The following is a 14,448-nucleotide window of genomic DNA, read 5'->3' on the forward strand; positions in this document are numbered from 1 at the left end:
GTAATTGCGGGGCACGTTATCCAGAGACTTCGCCAACCTGGCATAAGGGTTGCTGGAGAATCAGTGAACGTTGTGCGGCTTACCTCTTCCGGGAGCTCCCACTATTCATATGAACGGCTCTCAACCTGTGCTAAATACGAAAGGACGGCATGCCATGAATATATTCGATCACTATCGCCAGCGTTATGAAGCTGCCAAGGACGAAGAGTTCACACTGCAGGAGTTTCTTACCATCTGTCGGCAAGATCGCAGTGCTTATGCTAACGCAGCAGAAAGATTGCTGATGGCCATCGGTGAGCCGGTCATGGTCGATACGGCCCTGGAACCCAGGCTATCCCGTCTCTTTTCAAACCGGGTTGTCGCGCGCTATCCGGCGTTTGAAGAGTTTTACGGTATGGAAGATGCCATCGAGCAGATTGTTTCTTACTTAAAACACGCCGCCCAAGGGCTGGAAGAGAAGAAACAAATTCTGTATCTGCTGGGACCCGTGGGCGGCGGCAAATCATCGCTTGCCGAACGCCTGAAGTCCTTAATGCAGCGCGTCCCGATTTACGTTCTGAGCGCCAACGGGGAGCGCAGCCCGGTTAACGATCACCCGCTGTGCCTTTTTAATCCGCAGGAAGATGCGCAGATTCTTGAGAAAGAGTACGGCGTGCCTACCCGCTATCTGGGGACTATCATGTCGCCATGGGCGGCCAAACGTCTGCATGATTTCGGCGGCGATATCACTAAATTCCGCGTGGTCAAAGTCTGGCCATCCATACTGGAACAGGTTGCCATCGCCAAAACCGAGCCAGGTGACGAGAACAACCAGGATATCTCCGCGCTGGTGGGTAAAGTGGATATCCGTAAGCTGGAACACTACGCGCAGAATGACCCGGATGCCTACGGCTATTCCGGCGCCCTGTGCCGTGCCAACCAGGGGTTGATGGAGTTTGTGGAGATGTTCAAAGCGCCAATTAAAGTGCTACATCCGCTGCTGACCGCCACCCAGGAAGGGAACTATAACGGGACCGAAGGGATCTCAGCCCTGCCGTTCAACGGGATTATCCTTGCCCACTCCAACGAATCGGAATGGGTTACCTTCCGTAATAACAAAAACAATGAGGCCTTCCTCGACCGTGTGTATATCGTCAAGGTACCTTATTGCTTGCGCATCTCGGAAGAGATCCGTATCTACGAAAAACTGCTTAACAACAGTGAACTGACCCATGCGCCTTGCGCCCCAGGCACCCTGGAAACGCTATCGCGCTTCTCAATTCTGTCGCGCCTGAAAGAGCCGGAAAACTCGAGCATTTACTCGAAAATGCGCGTTTATGATGGCGAAAGCCTGAAAGATACCGACCCGAAAGCGAAATCCTACCAGGAGTATCGCGATTATGCCGGTGTCGATGAGGGGATGAACGGCCTGTCCACCCGCTTCGCCTTTAAGATCCTGTCGCGGGTATTCAACTTCGACCACGCAGAGGTCGCGGCTAACCCGGTACATCTGTTCTACGTCCTGGAACAGCAAATCGAGCGCGAACAGTTCCCGCAGGAGCAATCCGAGCGTTACCTGGAGTTCCTCAAAGGCTATCTGATTCCAAAATACGCCGAGTTTATCGGTAAAGAGATCCAGACTGCCTACCTTGAATCCTATTCTGAGTATGGGCAGAACATTTTTGACCGTTATGTCACCTACGCCGACTTCTGGATTCAGGATCAGGAGTATCGCGACCCGGATACCGGTCAGTTGTTTGACCGCGAGTCGCTAAATGCGGAACTGGAAAAAATCGAGAAGCCGGCCGGGATCAGTAATCCGAAAGACTTCCGTAACGAGATCGTCAACTTTGTGCTGCGCGCCAGAGCACATAACAGCGGGCGTAATCCAAACTGGACCAGCTACGAAAAACTGCGCACGGTTATTGAGAAGAAAATGTTCTCCAATACCGAAGAGCTGTTGCCGGTCATTTCCTTCAACGCGAAAACATCAACCGATGAGCAGAAGAAACACGATGATTTTGTCGACCGCATGATGGAGAAAGGTTATACCCGCAAGCAGGTTCGTCTGCTGTGCGAATGGTATCTGCGGGTCCGTAAATCATCCTGATAGACCAGCCCGGCAGGCGATAACTGCCGGGCTAATAAAACTGCGTATACCCAGTGACATTCTGCTGCGGGGCACACGCTCCCGCCGGAATGACCAAGGGCATCAGTTGGCAAATGCAGTACAGGAGGGCATATGACCTGGTTCATAGACCGACGCCTGAACGGGAAAAACAAAAGCGCAGTCAACAGGCAGCGCTTTCTGCGCCGTTATAAAGCGCAGATAAAACAGTCGATCTCCGAGGCCATCAATAAGCGCTCGGTGACTGATATTCAGAGCGGAGAGTCCGTCTCCATCCCAACGGACGATATTAACGAGCCGATGTTTCATCAGGGTCGCGGCGGGCTGCGCAATCGCGTGCACCCGGGTAACGATCACTTTGTACAAAACGACCGCATCGAACGTCCACAGGGCGGCGGTGGCGGTGGTGGCAGCGGTCAGGGACAAGCCAGCGCCGACGGCGAAGGACAAGATGAATTCGTCTTTCAGATTTCGAAAGATGAATATCTGGATCTGTTATTTGAAGATCTAGCCCTACCAAACCTGAAAAAAAATCAGCAACGGCAGCTGACGGAGTTTAAGAGCCACCGTGCAGGTTATACCGCCAATGGGGTACCGGCTAATATCAGCGTCGTTCGCTCGCTGCAAAACTCGCTGGCGCGGCGTACTGCAATGACAGCGGGTAAGCGTCGGCAACTGCACGCGCTGGAAGAAGATCTGGATATCATCAGCAAAAGCGAACCGGCACAGCTGCTGGAAGAGGAACGCCTGCGTAAAGAGATTGCCGAGCTGCGGGCGAAAATCGACCGCGTACCGTTTATCGACACTTTTGACCTGCGCTACAAAAACTATGAAAAGCGACCAGAGCCTTCAAGCCAGGCGGTGATGTTCTGCCTGATGGACGTCTCCGGATCGATGGATCAGGCAACCAAGGATATGGCCAAGCGTTTTTACATCCTGCTGTATCTGTTTCTCAGCCGGACCTATAAAAACGTGGATGTCGTTTATATACGCCACCATACGCAAGCTAAAGAGGTCGATGAACACGAATTCTTTTATTCGCAGGAAACCGGCGGCACAATTGTCTCCAGCGCCCTGAAATTGATGGATGAAGTGGTCAAAGAGCGTTACGACCCGGGGCAGTGGAATATCTACGCCGCACAAGCATCGGATGGTGATAACTGGGCTGATGACTCGCCGTTATGTCACGAATTGCTGGCGAAGAAAATTCTACCTGTGGTGCGTTACTACAGCTATATCGAGATAACCCGACGCGCGCATCAGACGCTGTGGCGCGAATATGAGCACCTGCAGTCAACGTTCGAGAACTTTGCAATGCAACATATCCGCGACCCGGAGGATATCTATCCGGTGTTCCGCGAACTGTTCCACAAACAGACGTCAAAATCCGACGGTTAGTCTATCCAAAACAGCCAGCGACGCGTTGTTGCTGGCTGTTTCCACCATTTCTTAGCCAACCTGTTCACACTCCGGCGTCAGTGGCAGCAGGTCAGAATCAATCTCAGCCATAATCAGGCTGGCGAGGTTCTGCTTCTGATGCACTTTACCGCACTGGACAATGATCTGCCGCGCGTTGTCATAACCCGGAGCCCAAAGCCGATTGTTCATGCGCACATCCTTATAGATGGCGATCAGCGGTTTTTTCCATGCCGCCGCCATATGCACGACGGAAGTATCCGGCGAGATAACCAAATCAGCTTGTGCGATCAGCGCCATAGTATGGTGCAGCGTTTTAAACGGATTCACCCTCACCTTTTCGGGTAAAGGAATACGGATCTCATTGCGATGATCGAGCAAGACAATGTTTATATCAGGGTAATCTGAGCGTAATTTTTCAATGATTGACGCGAGTTGTTCCTGCGACAAACTGCGGTCCTGATGCCCGGCAAAAATATTAATCACCACCTTACGCCCATCCAAACCAGCCAGATACTCGCGAACTTGCTGATAGATATCCTGCGGAATATGCAGGTCATAGGACTCCAGATGCTTTTTATCCAGCTTCAGGTGATCGGCAATAAGTGCAAATGTCTTGCTGACGTGCCAGTTTTCGCAGTCAAAATCAAAGGACTTGGTGTAGTGGTTAATCGACGCCCACTTATTAAACCCCAGCACTGACTTAGCTTTTATTTGCCGTAGCAGCAGCATTCTGTGTACAGGGATATCAAATAGCGAGGGGTCAATAATAATATCGTACTTATTATTCGCAAGCTCATCAATTACAGGTTGAGGAACATTGTGTTTGAATTTACGCAGGTAATCCGCGGAATCGACATTTTCAGCCTCATAGATGCGACGGATGTGCGGATTGTGCCGCATAACCTGACTGTTTGACTTTGTCAGCAGGAAATCAACGGTCATCCCCGACTCATGGAGGCATTTAACCAGCGCCGAATCCACAACCACATCGCCTATCGCCCCTTCATTACGCATCATCAGGACCGTTTTAGCCGACGACAAGTCGACATCATGGCGTTTGCGATTATCCCAAAATGCTTTGGCGATATGAACCCGCAAGACATTGCGTACTTTCTTGACAAAGTAATTACGGCGCCTGTTCAGCTCTCTTATTTTTTTGAACTTTCTGGGGGATACCTGCACCGCTGTGTTTTCCATCATCATAACCTCGTAACCACTATCAACAGTACTTCTCCTGATCTTGCTAAGGACTAATAAAAATAAGAAAAGTTCGCTTGATAAATAAAATTCTTATGTCTATGGCGCAGGAAGAATAGTAATACTTTTTGTCATTCCAGCATAACTGATTGAAGATAAAATGAGTAAATTGTGGAATTAGCCTGGATATCATCGGGTAACCCAATTTTCGTAGCTGCCTTATACTTAAGCAGCTACTTACCTCCCATCACCGGTCAATATTTGCACACCGGAGGTAAGCCGTTTGAATGACATACCCAGTCTGGGCATGGTAAAATCAGCGCAATTACTTTGGCGGAACTATCATCATGAAATTAAAGAATAAATTACTCCGCCATTTTATTTCTGCGGGCGTGGTTGTTCTGACCTCTTCATTTCTGGTGTATGAATTAGTCGCCAGCCATCGGGATATGTCAGAGTATATGCACTACATCGTCGAAAAAGGTGAATACGCTTTTCTACACGATAAATATCAAAATCAGCTAATTATCTCCCAGTTTGCTCGCAAGTTAGATACCCCTCCCACAGTCGAAGTCGCCCAACAGGCTTGCGCCAGCATGCAAACAAAGGGCGGCGTTAGCATGCAAACAAAGGGCGGCGTTAGCGGGCTGAATATTACAGAAAAGTCGTTTCCCCTGCTTCGTGGTACGCTCAGCGCCAATCAGTCTTCATGCCAGGCATGGGTAAAAGATCTACCCGCCTTACAAGTATTTGATACAACGATCAACCATATCAATACCTCCTCTGGAAAGGAACCTGGCCCATATAAATTCGATAAAAAATTACGCTATTTCATTGATTTTGAAAATAAATATGTTTATTTCCATTCTCCGGTCGAGATAGAAAACAGCGCACTGGATAACTGGAATTTTCTCCACGACGGTAAATTAGGCATCAACCAAGCCAGCCTGAATAGTTTACTACGGGGTCGCACGCTGATTTCCAGCATCTATGTTGACGCGATAACAGGGCAGAATATTTTATCGTTTTTGACCCCTGTCTATCACCAGGATCGGCTTAAAGGGGTCGTGATGGTCGATGTCACCCGCAAAAATATTGAGCAACTTCTGTATACTACTGACCGCCCCTTAGTCTGGCGCTATCTGGATATCACCTTAACGGACTCGGATTCAACAACCGAAATCATTGTTCACCGCAGCCAAACGCATATTTTCGGTTATGCCCACTACAAGCAGCAGGTTGCAGAAAACTTGCAGATCTCACTGTCGCTGGACGTGATGTATTTCCTGCTTAGCTCCTGGAAACTGTTCCTGTTTTACCTGATATCTACCGGCGTACTACTGCATCTTGTACGGATGCACTTCCGTTTGTATACCGATGTTTTCAAAGAAAACATCAGCGATTCATTAACCGGTCTTTTCAACCGTAAAATCCTCTCCCCGATCCTTGAGTCCCGCCTGCAAAAGCTGACGGAACAGGGCGTGAACATCGTGTTTATGGCGCTCGACTGCGACCGACTGAAATACATTAATGATACCTGGGGGCATAACGAAGGCGACCGGGCTATTGTTATGCTCGCGCAGGCCATATCGTCGTCCATACGTAAAAGCGATTACGGTATTCGCCTGGGCGGAGACGAGTTCTTCCTGATTCTGATCGATTACGCCAATGAAGATGCTCAGGATATTCCCGAGCGCATCCGCCAACACCTGACGGCGGTTGATATCAATAAACGCGTTAATTTCTCGTGGGGAGCCTGCAGCATGGCGCCGGGAGATAACCTCGTGGACGTGATGAACATCGCCGATGCCCGTCTGTACGAAAATAAAAAACAGAAAAAACATCCACTTCCGGCACAAGAAGGTTAAGCTGGATACTTTAACCCGCAAGGACAGACTGACATGAATGCGCCTGTAATACAGAGTCCCCACCAGCAGTTGCTCGAGTTGCTTAACCGATCCGATGCTCGTTTCCGGGTTATTGAGCATGAAGCCGTCGGGAAATGTGAAGCGGTATCGGAGATCCGCGGTACGGCCCTGGGTCAGGGTGCAAAAGCGCTGGTATGTAAAGTCAAAGGTCATGGGGTAAATCAACACGTACTGGCGATTCTTGCCGCCGATCAACAGGCCGATTTAGCCCGCCTGGCCGAACATATCGGCGGCAGCAAAGCTTCACTGGCCAGCCCCGCAGAGGTCGATACCCTCACCGCCTGCGTGTTTGGCGCGATTCCGCCTTTCAGTTTCCACCCATCGCTGCGCCTGGTCGCCGACCCGCTGCTATTTGAGCGCTTCCCGGAAATCGCCTTCAACGCCGGGCAGCTCGACAAATCGATTATCCTCAACACCACCGACTATTTACGTATTGCCCGACCCGAGCTGGTAGTCTTTCGCCGCGAAGCCTGAATCTCATATCACCGAGCTGATTCCGTTATTGCGAAAGTCAGTCAGGCAGATGCCCGAAATAACAGAAGTACGCTAAAAAAGCCTGTCTACTCACCCAATTATGCGTAGAGTAAACGGGCTTCTCTTTTTTTGTATTTTGGCAAGGACCTCTGCACATGCTCGACACCACCCTGTTCATTCTGCTGGGCCTGGCGGCGCTCGGCTTTATTAGCCATAACACGACCGTTGCGATTTCAATACTGGTTTTAATTATCGTCCGCGTCACCCCGCTTAATACTTTCTTCCCGTGGATTGAAAAGCAGGGGCTGACTATCGGGATTATCATCCTGACTATCGGCGTGATGGCGCCTATCGCCAGCGGTACTCTTCCGCCCTCAACGCTGCTCCATTCGTTCGTTAACTGGAAATCACTGCTGGCGATTGCCGTCGGCGTCGGTGTCTCATGGCTCGGCGGGCGCGGCGTGGCGTTGATGGGCTCGCAGCCACAGCTGGTGGCCGGACTGCTGGTCGGCACCGTACTCGGCGTTGCTCTCTTCCGCGGGGTACCGGTAGGCCCGCTTATCGCCGCCGGGATAATTTCGCTGTTTATAGGGAAGTCGTAGTCAGGCTGGCGAGATAGCGTCCCGGCGTTTGGCCCAGCCCTTTTTTAAACATGGTGATAAACGCGGTGGTGGAGTCATAACCCAAACTCTGTGCTGTCTGCTGAACGCTTTGCCCGCGGATCAGCATTTGCAGAGCGAGGATCAGCTGCAGCTGATGCCGCCAGCGGCGAAAGCTCAGACCCGTTTCGCGCACCACCAGCCGCGCCAGATTACGCTCGCTCATGGCGAACTCAGCCGCCCACAGCGCCAGCGTTTGCCAACGAGCGGGATCATCGGCCATGACCTCCGCCATTTGGCGAATTTTCGGATGTCCGGATACCGGCAGTTGCAGATGCTCCTGCGGCTGTTGTGGCAGCTCGTCAAACAGCACCTGCACCAGGCGGTGCATCGCCGCTGATTCCAATTCTGCCCTGCCGCGCTGGGACATGGTCAAAATAAGCTCGCGCACCAGCGGTGAAATCTTTAACGTACAGCAGAAATTCGGCATCGGGGCCGCACCGGGTTCAATAAACAAAAAACAGATCTGCGCTCCCGGCGTCGCCCGGTTGCTATGGGGTATCTGCCCAGGGACCCACACCGCATACTGCGGCGGCACCATCAACATTGCATTTTCCACTTCGCAAGTTAGTGCTCCATGCAGCGCCAGGATCAACTGACCTTTGCGGTGCTGATGACGCGGAATATGCTGCTCGTTCGCGACAACCTGAATACGAAATGCCAGCGCCGCTTCATGGCCGCTGTCCGGGTCATAGCCGTCCAGGCCGAGTCCGATCATAAGATTGTCCGATATTAGCGATATTCTGTCATTTTAGCTTGATTTAAACAGACCGCAAACAGGCTATTGTTAACGCCTCGTTTTTCTTGTCTGAGATAGCCATGAATTCTGTTTCATCTTCTACCGGCCGCCGTAATCTTTTATTGATTGCCGGTATCTTGCTGATTGCGACCACCTTACGCGTTGCATTTACCGGCGCCGCACCGCTGCTGGACGCAATTCGCAGCGAATATGGCCTCACCGCCGCGCAAACCGGCCTGTTGACGACCCTGCCGCTGCTGGCCTTCGGCCTGGTCTCACCGCTGGCTGCGGGCATCGCACGTCGATTCGGCATTGAACGCAGCCTGCTGCTGGCGATGATCCTAATTTGCCTGGGTATCGGTCTGCGCTCGCTACCTTCCGTGGCATTACTGTTTATCGGCACCACGATTATCGGCTGCGGTATTGCGCTGGGGAACGTCCTGCTGCCCGGATTAATCAAACGCGATTTCTCGCAGCATGTTGCCAAAATGACCGGTGCCTACTCCCTGACGATGGGCGGTGCCGCTGCGCTGGGGTCGGCGATGGTGGTCCCGTTGGCGCTTGCCGGACTCGGCTGGCGCGGGGCACTGCTGATGCTGATGGTTTTCCCCCTGTTGGCACTGTTTGTCTGGCTACCGCAGTCGCGTCAGCAGGCCCCTGCGCCGCTAACAAATTCGGGCGCGGTCCACAACCGCGGGATCTGGCGCTCGGCACTGGCCTGGCAGGTTACGCTATTTCTCGGCATTAACTCGCTGGTCTATTACGTCATCATCGGCTGGCTGCCCGCTATTTTGCAAAGCATTGGCTACAGCGAAGCTCAGGCCGGGTCTCTGCACGGGCTACTTCAGTTAGCGACCGCAGCTCCCGGGCTGGCGATCCCGTTGATTCTCCATCGGCTGAAAGATCAGCGCGGCATTGCCGTTCTTGTTTCGTTGATGTGCGCCGCTAGCGCGCTCGGATTATGGTTTTTGCCCGCTCAGGCGGTGATATGGACGCTGATATTCGGCTTTGGATCCGGCGCAACCATGATTCTGGGGCTGACCTTCATTGGCCTGCGCGCTAATTCGGCACATCAGGCCGCCGCGTTATCGGGAATGGCGCAGGCCGTTGGCTATCTGCTGGCCGCATGCGGGCCGCCGGTGATGGGGAAAATTCATGATGCCAACGGCGACTGGCATATTCCGCTGATCGCCGTGGCGCTGATTTCAATCGCAATGGCGGTATTTGGTGCGCTGGCCGGTCGCGATCGGGAGATCAACAGCTAGCGACACCAGCGCCCGGCAATTTTCGCTGCCGGGCGTTTACTTATTGGCTTGCCGCGTGCAAAAACGCGTGCACCAGCGGCGATGGGCGCCCTTCCAGCGCATTGCGCTCGTGCTGGAATAGCGTGGCGACAAAGAACGGATGCGTTATCAGCTCCACCGCCCGAATCTCGCCATCATCATCCCAGCCGGTCACCCGCAGATCGCCCTGCTCCAGTTCGCGAGCAAAGTCTTCTGCAATCCCATAGTTGCAGTGGTAACCCTCTTCAATGCTGTCACGCCCATAGGCGCGAGCGATCAGGGTATTGGCACGCAGTTCAATGCCATCAGTCTTTTCCACCAGCGAGCAGCTCAGCGGTGCAATCACCATCCGGCCTTCGGTATCAGTTTCGGCATGCGCAGCATCCTGCCAGCCCATCACGTTACGCGCGTATTCAACGATCGCGTGCTGGAAACCGCCGCAGGTACCGAGGAACGGAATGCTGTTTTCACGCGCGTGGCGAATGGCGATAAACGCGCCTTCGGCGTTTTTATAAGGACTGGCGGGAACGACCCAGATAGCATCGTAGTCGGCCAGATCGTCGGCGGAGCTTATCTCGCTGGTTGCCAGCCAGTCGTAGCGCAACGCAAGCTCCATTACGGCAGCGGCATCATCAATCGCCAGCGGAATCGCTTTATGGGCAATTACATCAGGGTTGTAGTCACCAACCAGGGCAATACGCAAGGGTGAGGAGTTCATAGCAGGATCCTTATGTCAGAGCGATTATCAGGCAACACAAGGAGCCTCAGGTTAGCGATCCCGGCGGCGGAACACAATCCTTATTTTTTACTGGCCTGGTCCCGCGCAATTTTGCCTGACAGGCGGTATGGTATAAAGCAAAGGAATGGCTACGGATACGAGATGAAGAGCAAAATTCTGGTCAGCGCCTGTCTGATGGGCTTTCAGGTTCGCTATAACGGCAGTAACAAAGCGCAGCTGGCCGACGCGCTATCGCGCTGGCAGCAAGAGGGACGGCTGATCATCCACTGCCCGGAGCTGGCAGCCGGTTTGCCAGTCCCCCGACTTCCGGCTGAAATCCTCAATGCTCAGGGCGCTGATGTAATGCAAAACCGCGCGCAAATCGTTGAAAGTGATGGTCAGGATGTTACTGCGCACTATCAACTGGCCGCCTGGCTGGCGCTGAAAGCAGCGCAAGAAGAAGGCTGTGCCGCCGCATTGTTGACCGATGGTAGCCCAACCTGCGGTAGCCAGTTTATCTATGATGGTACCTTTAACGGGCAGCGCAAACCTGGCTCTGGCGTTGCGGCCGCGCTGCTTCGCGAGCATGGCATTACGGTATTTTCCGACGGGCAGATCCCGCAACTGCTCAACTGGATGGAACAAAGGGAGAGTGACGATGATTCAATGTAAGCGCGTTTATGACCCACAAGAAGAGAGCGATGGCTATCGCGTGCTGGTTGATCGTCTGTGGCCGCGTGGCATTAAAAAAGAGGCACTGAACTACGATGAGTGGTGTAAAACGCTGACCCCGTCGGCTGATTTACGCAAGGCTTTCCACAGCGAAACTATCGATTTTACTCACTTCAGTCAGCTCTATCGTCAGGAACTTGACGCCCACCGCGATGAAGGCGCGCGCCTCGCCGCCCTGGCCCGTCAGCAGCAGCTAACGCTACTCTATGGGGCGAAAAACACCCGACAAAATCATGCTCAGGTGCTTGCCGCCTGGCTGGAAGCGCTGGAATAAGCGCTACGACTTAGCCGGATGGTCGCGACGCCAGAGGTCCCATTCGTCAATCGTTTCACCCCCCGGCAGCTTACAGTCCGTGCGCACGCCCTGCGGGCTTTGTACAGGTACCTGAGTGCCTCCCAGCTGTTCGCAGTAAACCGACGCCGGGTTAGCCATGCCCACCGGATGCGTGGGCTGAGTCTGTTGAGGCTGAGCGCATCCGGCGAGCGCCAGAGGCAGCATGATTGTCATCCACTTCATTTTTACTCCTTCGTTGTTCAGGACGACCTTTTCGTCCTGAATCTCCACGGTTTCTCCATTTTAACTACACTTTTACCTCGTAGTGTAGCCCCTGTTCTCGAACTGACCAGAGAACAGATCATTCCATAATCAATGAGTTTTTCCCCGTCGCCCCCGACGGGGCTTTTTTTCCTGGTGCCGATACAGGTATTCTCCCAACAGATGTGTTAAATTTTATGTATCTCTGTTTACTCTGCGCTGATGGTCGTTTTTAGCATAATTTGCTGGTAGTCACGATCAGCGTTCGGGAGCCGTATCATTCATGTCCGACTTTATTCTTGCCCGCGTCTCGCAAACTCTCGCCAATGAACACTCTCTGGAAGCATTGGTGCGGCAGTTACTTGAGATGCTGGAGCTTGTCACTCGAATGGAATCCACCTACCTGACGCGTATCGACTTTGAGGCGCAGCGACAGCTGATTATGTATGCGCACAACAGCAGCGAAATGCAGATACCTGAAGGTTTTTCCGTCCCGTGGAACGACTCGCTGTGCAAGCGTGCGCTGGACGATCGCTGCCTGTTCAGCAACGACGTGGCCGAGCGCTGGCGTTCGTGCATTGCGGCGCAGGATTTGGGCATCGCCACCTTCTTCAGCATTCCGGTGCGCCTGACCGATGGCTCGCTGTTCGGTACGCTGTGTGCGACCAGCCGCGAAAGACAGCCCTATAACCTTGAGGGTGAGCAGGTCATGAACCTGTTTGCCAAGCTCATCTCCCATTACGTTGAGAAAGAGACGCTGGTGCAGCAGTTGCGTACGGCTAACGTCGCGCTTGAAATGCACTCTTATACCGATGAATTGACCGGTTTGCCCAACCGTCGTTCGCTGTTTAAGCACCTTTCCGCTCAATTCCCCCGCGCATGTGAGCAGCAGCGCAATGTGCTGATGATTTTTATCGACCTTGATGATTTTAAAGCGATAAACGATCGATTCGGTCACTCGTGTGGCGACAGTTTTCTCATTCAGATTGGCGAGCGTCTCAATGCCCGTGTACGTAGCGGCGATATTGTCGGTCGCCTTGGTGGGGATGAATTTTTAATTGTCGGCCCGGGCCTTGAATTAGCAGAACAGCTAGAGTATATCGCCGCGTTACGCCATGAGTTAACGGGGACCTATTTTCTTGCCGGGAACCGTATTCACTACCCCGGCGCCAGTTTTGGCGTTATTGACGTCAACCCTCGGGCGATGGACATCGAACAGGCGCTACGTGCCGCCGACGATGCGATGTATCAGGATAAGAAGTCGCGCCGCCAGGGGACTTTCTTTCATATAGACTAATACAACGCGTGAATATCCCGTATGATGTCAGGCATATTTCGCACCTACAGGGACAAAACAATGAGACTGGGCATTCTATTTCCGGTGGCTATATTTATCGTCGCCGTTGTTTTTCTGGGCTGGTTTTTTGTTGGCGGTTATGCGGCGCCGGGCGGGGCATAATGAAAAAAAGCACCATTATTATGCTTATCATTGCCATTGTGGCGGTAGCAGGTACGCAATTCGGCTGGTGGTAAAGCGGGTGGCAGAACGCTGAATAAGGCGAACTTCGGTTCGCCTTATTGCATTACGCTAGTCCTGACGATCGGAACCTAAAAACAGGAAACCCAGCGGAATAGAGAACAGCAGCGTGAACACAATGCTATAAACCGTGACCATCGCCCCTTGCAGGAAGAACATTGACGTCGTCCACTCTGAGTACGGCATATTATACTCGCTCACCACGCCCCCAAAGGTCGCACGGCCAACCACGAAAAGCGCGATGGCAAACACCGCCCCTATCGACAGGAAAAACTTCTTGCTGTTTTTATTGCTGGTGAGTTTCTGCAGAATCATCCGGGTTCCCTTTTTTCTGAGCGATAATCGGCTGTATATGTAACACCAATGCAATAAAAATTGAAGGGATTTTGTTACGAAACAGTGATGGTCGCTATCGGGCCGGTCGCACGTACCGGCCTGATGACTATGACTGCAGGGTTGCCAGACGGGCAGCGAAACCGACAAAGACTAAGCCAATAAGGCTGTTGCCGATTTTCGCCAGTTTCTTTTTCGTTTTGACATAGCGCGTCACAAAAGAGCCGGAGACGATCAGGAAGCTCATGTAGCAGAAGCTAATGATTTCCAGAGTCAGCGCCAGAATAAAGAACGCAAGGCCTGGGGTTTTGGCATTAACGTCGATAAACTGCACGAAAAAAGAGACATAAAACAGAATGGCTTTCGGATTCGTCAGGCTGAGAGTCAGCGAACGCTTAAGAATCGCGCTCCCTGGTTCGGAATCAGACGCAGAATGACCATCGCGCTGGGTTAACACCGCGTAGAGCATCTTGCCGCCCATCCACAGTAGATAAATCGCCCCCAGGTAACGGACAATATTGAACAATACCGGCGTGGTTTTGATGAGCGTCGCGACGCCCGCAAAAGCGAGAAACATCAGTACCGCATCGCCGATAAACACGCCAGCCGCCGCCAGATAGCCCTTTTTAACGCCGTGAGCAACGCCAGTCTTGAGGACAAAAAAGGTATTTGGGCCGGGCACCAGGATAATAAAGATAGCCCCAACCAGATAGGTCAGGTAATTCAAAACACCAAACTCAGCGAACACAACGCACTCCTTCGCTTACAACAAAAAATATGATCCCGC

17 protein-coding genes are annotated in these 14,448 nt (G+C 52.5%); 11 read left to right on the forward strand and 6 right to left on the reverse strand.

Annotated elements, in window-relative coordinates; all coding sequences use genetic code 11:
• Positions 1 to 154 precede the first annotated feature (154 nt).
• Positions 155 to 2,089, forward strand: coding sequence for a protein kinase YeaG (gene yeaG, locus HV213_RS17105; RefSeq protein ID WP_181482625.1), 1,935 nt, complete (start codon positions 155 to 157; stop codon positions 2,087 to 2,089).
• Positions 2,090 to 2,221: 132 nt separating this feature from the next.
• Positions 2,222 to 3,505 carry a YeaH/YhbH family protein gene (locus HV213_RS17110; RefSeq protein WP_181482626.1) on the forward strand — a complete coding sequence of 428 codons (1,284 nt, stop codon included), beginning with the start codon at positions 2,222 to 2,224 and terminating at the stop codon, positions 3,503 to 3,505.
• 51 nt (positions 3,506 to 3,556) lie between these two features.
• On the opposite strand, the gene HV213_RS17115 is transcribed toward HV213_RS17110, so the two are convergent.
• The gene (locus HV213_RS17115) at positions 3,557 to 4,726 is read right to left on the reverse strand and encodes a glycosyltransferase family 9 protein (protein WP_181486443.1); all 1,170 of its coding nucleotides are present in this window, start codon (positions 4,724 to 4,726) and stop codon (positions 3,557 to 3,559) included.
• A gap of 344 nt (positions 4,727 to 5,070) precedes the next feature.
• Here HV213_RS17115 and dgcJ point away from each other — a divergent pair, with 344 nt between their 5' ends.
• The 3 genes from dgcJ (at position 5,071) to HV213_RS17130 (ending at position 7,727) form a co-directional block, all read left to right on the forward strand.
• A complete protein-coding gene (gene dgcJ / locus HV213_RS17120; protein WP_181482627.1) occupies positions 5,071 to 6,591 on the forward strand; it encodes a diguanylate cyclase DgcJ in 1,521 nt (506 codons plus the stop codon).
• Positions 6,592 to 6,624: 33 nt separating this feature from the next.
• Positions 6,625 to 7,125: a YbaK/prolyl-tRNA synthetase associated domain-containing protein gene (locus tag HV213_RS17125; protein WP_181482628.1), complete on the forward strand. Its 501-nt coding sequence runs from the start codon at positions 6,625 to 6,627 to the stop codon at positions 7,123 to 7,125.
• 155 nt (positions 7,126 to 7,280) lie between these two features.
• Positions 7,281 to 7,727 (forward strand): DUF441 domain-containing protein, encoded by a 447-nt coding sequence (locus HV213_RS17130; RefSeq protein WP_181482629.1) that lies wholly within the window; start codon positions 7,281 to 7,283, stop codon positions 7,725 to 7,727.
• On the opposite strand, the gene HV213_RS17135 is transcribed toward HV213_RS17130, so the two are convergent.
• On the reverse strand, positions 7,711 to 8,502 hold the full coding sequence (locus HV213_RS17135) for an AraC family transcriptional regulator (protein ID WP_181482630.1): 792 nt from the start codon (positions 8,500 to 8,502) through the stop codon (positions 7,711 to 7,713). The genes HV213_RS17130 and HV213_RS17135 overlap by 17 nt on opposite strands.
• 101 nt (positions 8,503 to 8,603) lie before the next feature.
• Between HV213_RS17135 and HV213_RS17140 the strand changes: the two genes are divergently transcribed.
• On the forward strand, positions 8,604 to 9,788 hold the full coding sequence (locus HV213_RS17140; RefSeq protein ID WP_181482631.1) for a CynX/NimT family MFS transporter: 1,185 nt from the start codon (positions 8,604 to 8,606) through the stop codon (positions 9,786 to 9,788).
• 40 nt (positions 9,789 to 9,828) lie between these two features.
• On the opposite strand, the gene HV213_RS17145 is transcribed toward HV213_RS17140, so the two are convergent.
• On the reverse strand, positions 9,829 to 10,524 hold the full coding sequence (locus tag HV213_RS17145) for a CTP synthase C-terminal region-related (seleno)protein (protein WP_181482632.1): 696 nt from the start codon (positions 10,522 to 10,524) through the stop codon (positions 9,829 to 9,831).
• Positions 10,525 to 10,686: 162 nt separating this feature from the next.
• Here HV213_RS17145 and HV213_RS17150 point away from each other — a divergent pair, with 162 nt between their 5' ends.
• Together HV213_RS17150 and HV213_RS17155 are read left to right on the forward strand one after the other, a co-directional pair.
• Positions 10,687 to 11,196, forward strand: coding sequence for a 2-thiouracil desulfurase family protein (locus HV213_RS17150; protein WP_181482633.1), 510 nt, complete (start codon positions 10,687 to 10,689; stop codon positions 11,194 to 11,196).
• Positions 11,183 to 11,530: a DUF488 domain-containing protein gene (locus HV213_RS17155; protein ID WP_181482634.1), complete on the forward strand. Its 348-nt coding sequence runs from the start codon at positions 11,183 to 11,185 to the stop codon at positions 11,528 to 11,530. Before HV213_RS17150 ends, HV213_RS17155 begins: the two co-directional genes overlap by 14 nt.
• Positions 11,531 to 11,533: 3 nt before the next feature.
• Here HV213_RS17155 and HV213_RS17160 read toward each other — a convergent pair whose 3' ends face one another.
• On the reverse strand, positions 11,534 to 11,773 hold the full coding sequence (locus HV213_RS17160) for a putative hemolysin (RefSeq protein WP_110273661.1): 240 nt from the start codon (positions 11,771 to 11,773) through the stop codon (positions 11,534 to 11,536).
• Between the two features lie 301 nt (positions 11,774 to 12,074).
• Here HV213_RS17160 and HV213_RS17165 point away from each other — a divergent pair, with 301 nt between their 5' ends.
• The 3 genes from HV213_RS17165 to HV213_RS33770 are packed head-to-tail and all read left to right on the forward strand — an operon-like array spanning position 12,075 to position 13,324.
• Complete coding sequence (locus tag HV213_RS17165) at positions 12,075 to 13,088, forward strand: GGDEF domain-containing protein (RefSeq protein WP_181482635.1); 1,014 nt, start codon at positions 12,075 to 12,077, stop codon at positions 13,086 to 13,088.
• Between the two features lie 60 nt (positions 13,089 to 13,148).
• On the forward strand, positions 13,149 to 13,250 hold the full coding sequence (locus HV213_RS17170) for a YoaK family small membrane protein (RefSeq protein ID WP_004101234.1): 102 nt from the start codon (positions 13,149 to 13,151) through the stop codon (positions 13,248 to 13,250).
• A 20-nt stretch (positions 13,251 to 13,270) separates the two neighbouring features.
• Positions 13,271 to 13,324, forward strand: a complete 54-nt coding sequence (locus HV213_RS33770; RefSeq protein WP_407657800.1) for a hypothetical protein — start codon at positions 13,271 to 13,273, stop codon at positions 13,322 to 13,324.
• Between the two features lie 55 nt (positions 13,325 to 13,379).
• Here HV213_RS33770 and HV213_RS17180 read toward each other — a convergent pair whose 3' ends face one another.
• Positions 13,380 to 13,643, reverse strand: coding sequence for a DUF2534 family protein (locus HV213_RS17180; RefSeq protein WP_110273602.1), 264 nt, complete (start codon positions 13,641 to 13,643; stop codon positions 13,380 to 13,382).
• 127 nt (positions 13,644 to 13,770) lie between these two features.
• A complete protein-coding gene (gene leuE / locus HV213_RS17185; protein WP_110273603.1) occupies positions 13,771 to 14,409 on the reverse strand; it encodes a leucine efflux protein LeuE in 639 nt (212 codons plus the stop codon).
• Positions 14,410 to 14,448: the final 39 nt, after the last annotated feature.

The organism is Klebsiella sp. RHBSTW-00484, from assembly GCF_013705725.1.
GTDB lineage: Bacteria > Pseudomonadota > Gammaproteobacteria > Enterobacterales > Enterobacteriaceae > Klebsiella.

Bases quoted from the DNA above. Each gene is read 5' to 3' on its own strand.
- yeaG (WP_181482625.1), top strand. From the start codon at position 155: ATGAATATATTCGATCACTATCGCCAGCGTTATGAAGCTGCCAAGGAC.
- HV213_RS17110 (WP_181482626.1), top strand. From the start codon at position 2,222: ATGACCTGGTTCATAGACCGACGCCTGAACGGGAAAAACAAAAGCGCA.
- HV213_RS17115 (WP_181486443.1), bottom strand. From the start codon at position 4,726: ATGATGGAAAACACAGCGGTGCAGGTATCCCCCAGAAAGTTCAAAAAA.
- dgcJ (WP_181482627.1), top strand. From the start codon at position 5,071: ATGAAATTAAAGAATAAATTACTCCGCCATTTTATTTCTGCGGGCGTG.
- HV213_RS17125 (WP_181482628.1), top strand. From the start codon at position 6,625: ATGAATGCGCCTGTAATACAGAGTCCCCACCAGCAGTTGCTCGAGTTG.
- HV213_RS17130 (WP_181482629.1), top strand. From the start codon at position 7,281: ATGCTCGACACCACCCTGTTCATTCTGCTGGGCCTGGCGGCGCTCGGC.
- HV213_RS17135 (WP_181482630.1), bottom strand. From the start codon at position 8,502: ATGATCGGACTCGGCCTGGACGGCTATGACCCGGACAGCGGCCATGAA.
- HV213_RS17140 (WP_181482631.1), top strand. From the start codon at position 8,604: ATGAATTCTGTTTCATCTTCTACCGGCCGCCGTAATCTTTTATTGATT.
- HV213_RS17145 (WP_181482632.1), bottom strand. From the start codon at position 10,524: ATGAACTCCTCACCCTTGCGTATTGCCCTGGTTGGTGACTACAACCCT.
- HV213_RS17150 (WP_181482633.1), top strand. From the start codon at position 10,687: ATGAAGAGCAAAATTCTGGTCAGCGCCTGTCTGATGGGCTTTCAGGTT.
- HV213_RS17155 (WP_181482634.1), top strand. From the start codon at position 11,183: ATGATTCAATGTAAGCGCGTTTATGACCCACAAGAAGAGAGCGATGGC.
- HV213_RS17160 (WP_110273661.1), bottom strand. From the start codon at position 11,773: ATGAAGTGGATGACAATCATGCTGCCTCTGGCGCTCGCCGGATGCGCT.
- HV213_RS17165 (WP_181482635.1), top strand. From the start codon at position 12,075: ATGTCCGACTTTATTCTTGCCCGCGTCTCGCAAACTCTCGCCAATGAA.
- HV213_RS17170 (WP_004101234.1), top strand. From the start codon at position 13,149: ATGAGACTGGGCATTCTATTTCCGGTGGCTATATTTATCGTCGCCGTT.
- HV213_RS17180 (WP_110273602.1), bottom strand. From the start codon at position 13,643: ATGATTCTGCAGAAACTCACCAGCAATAAAAACAGCAAGAAGTTTTTC.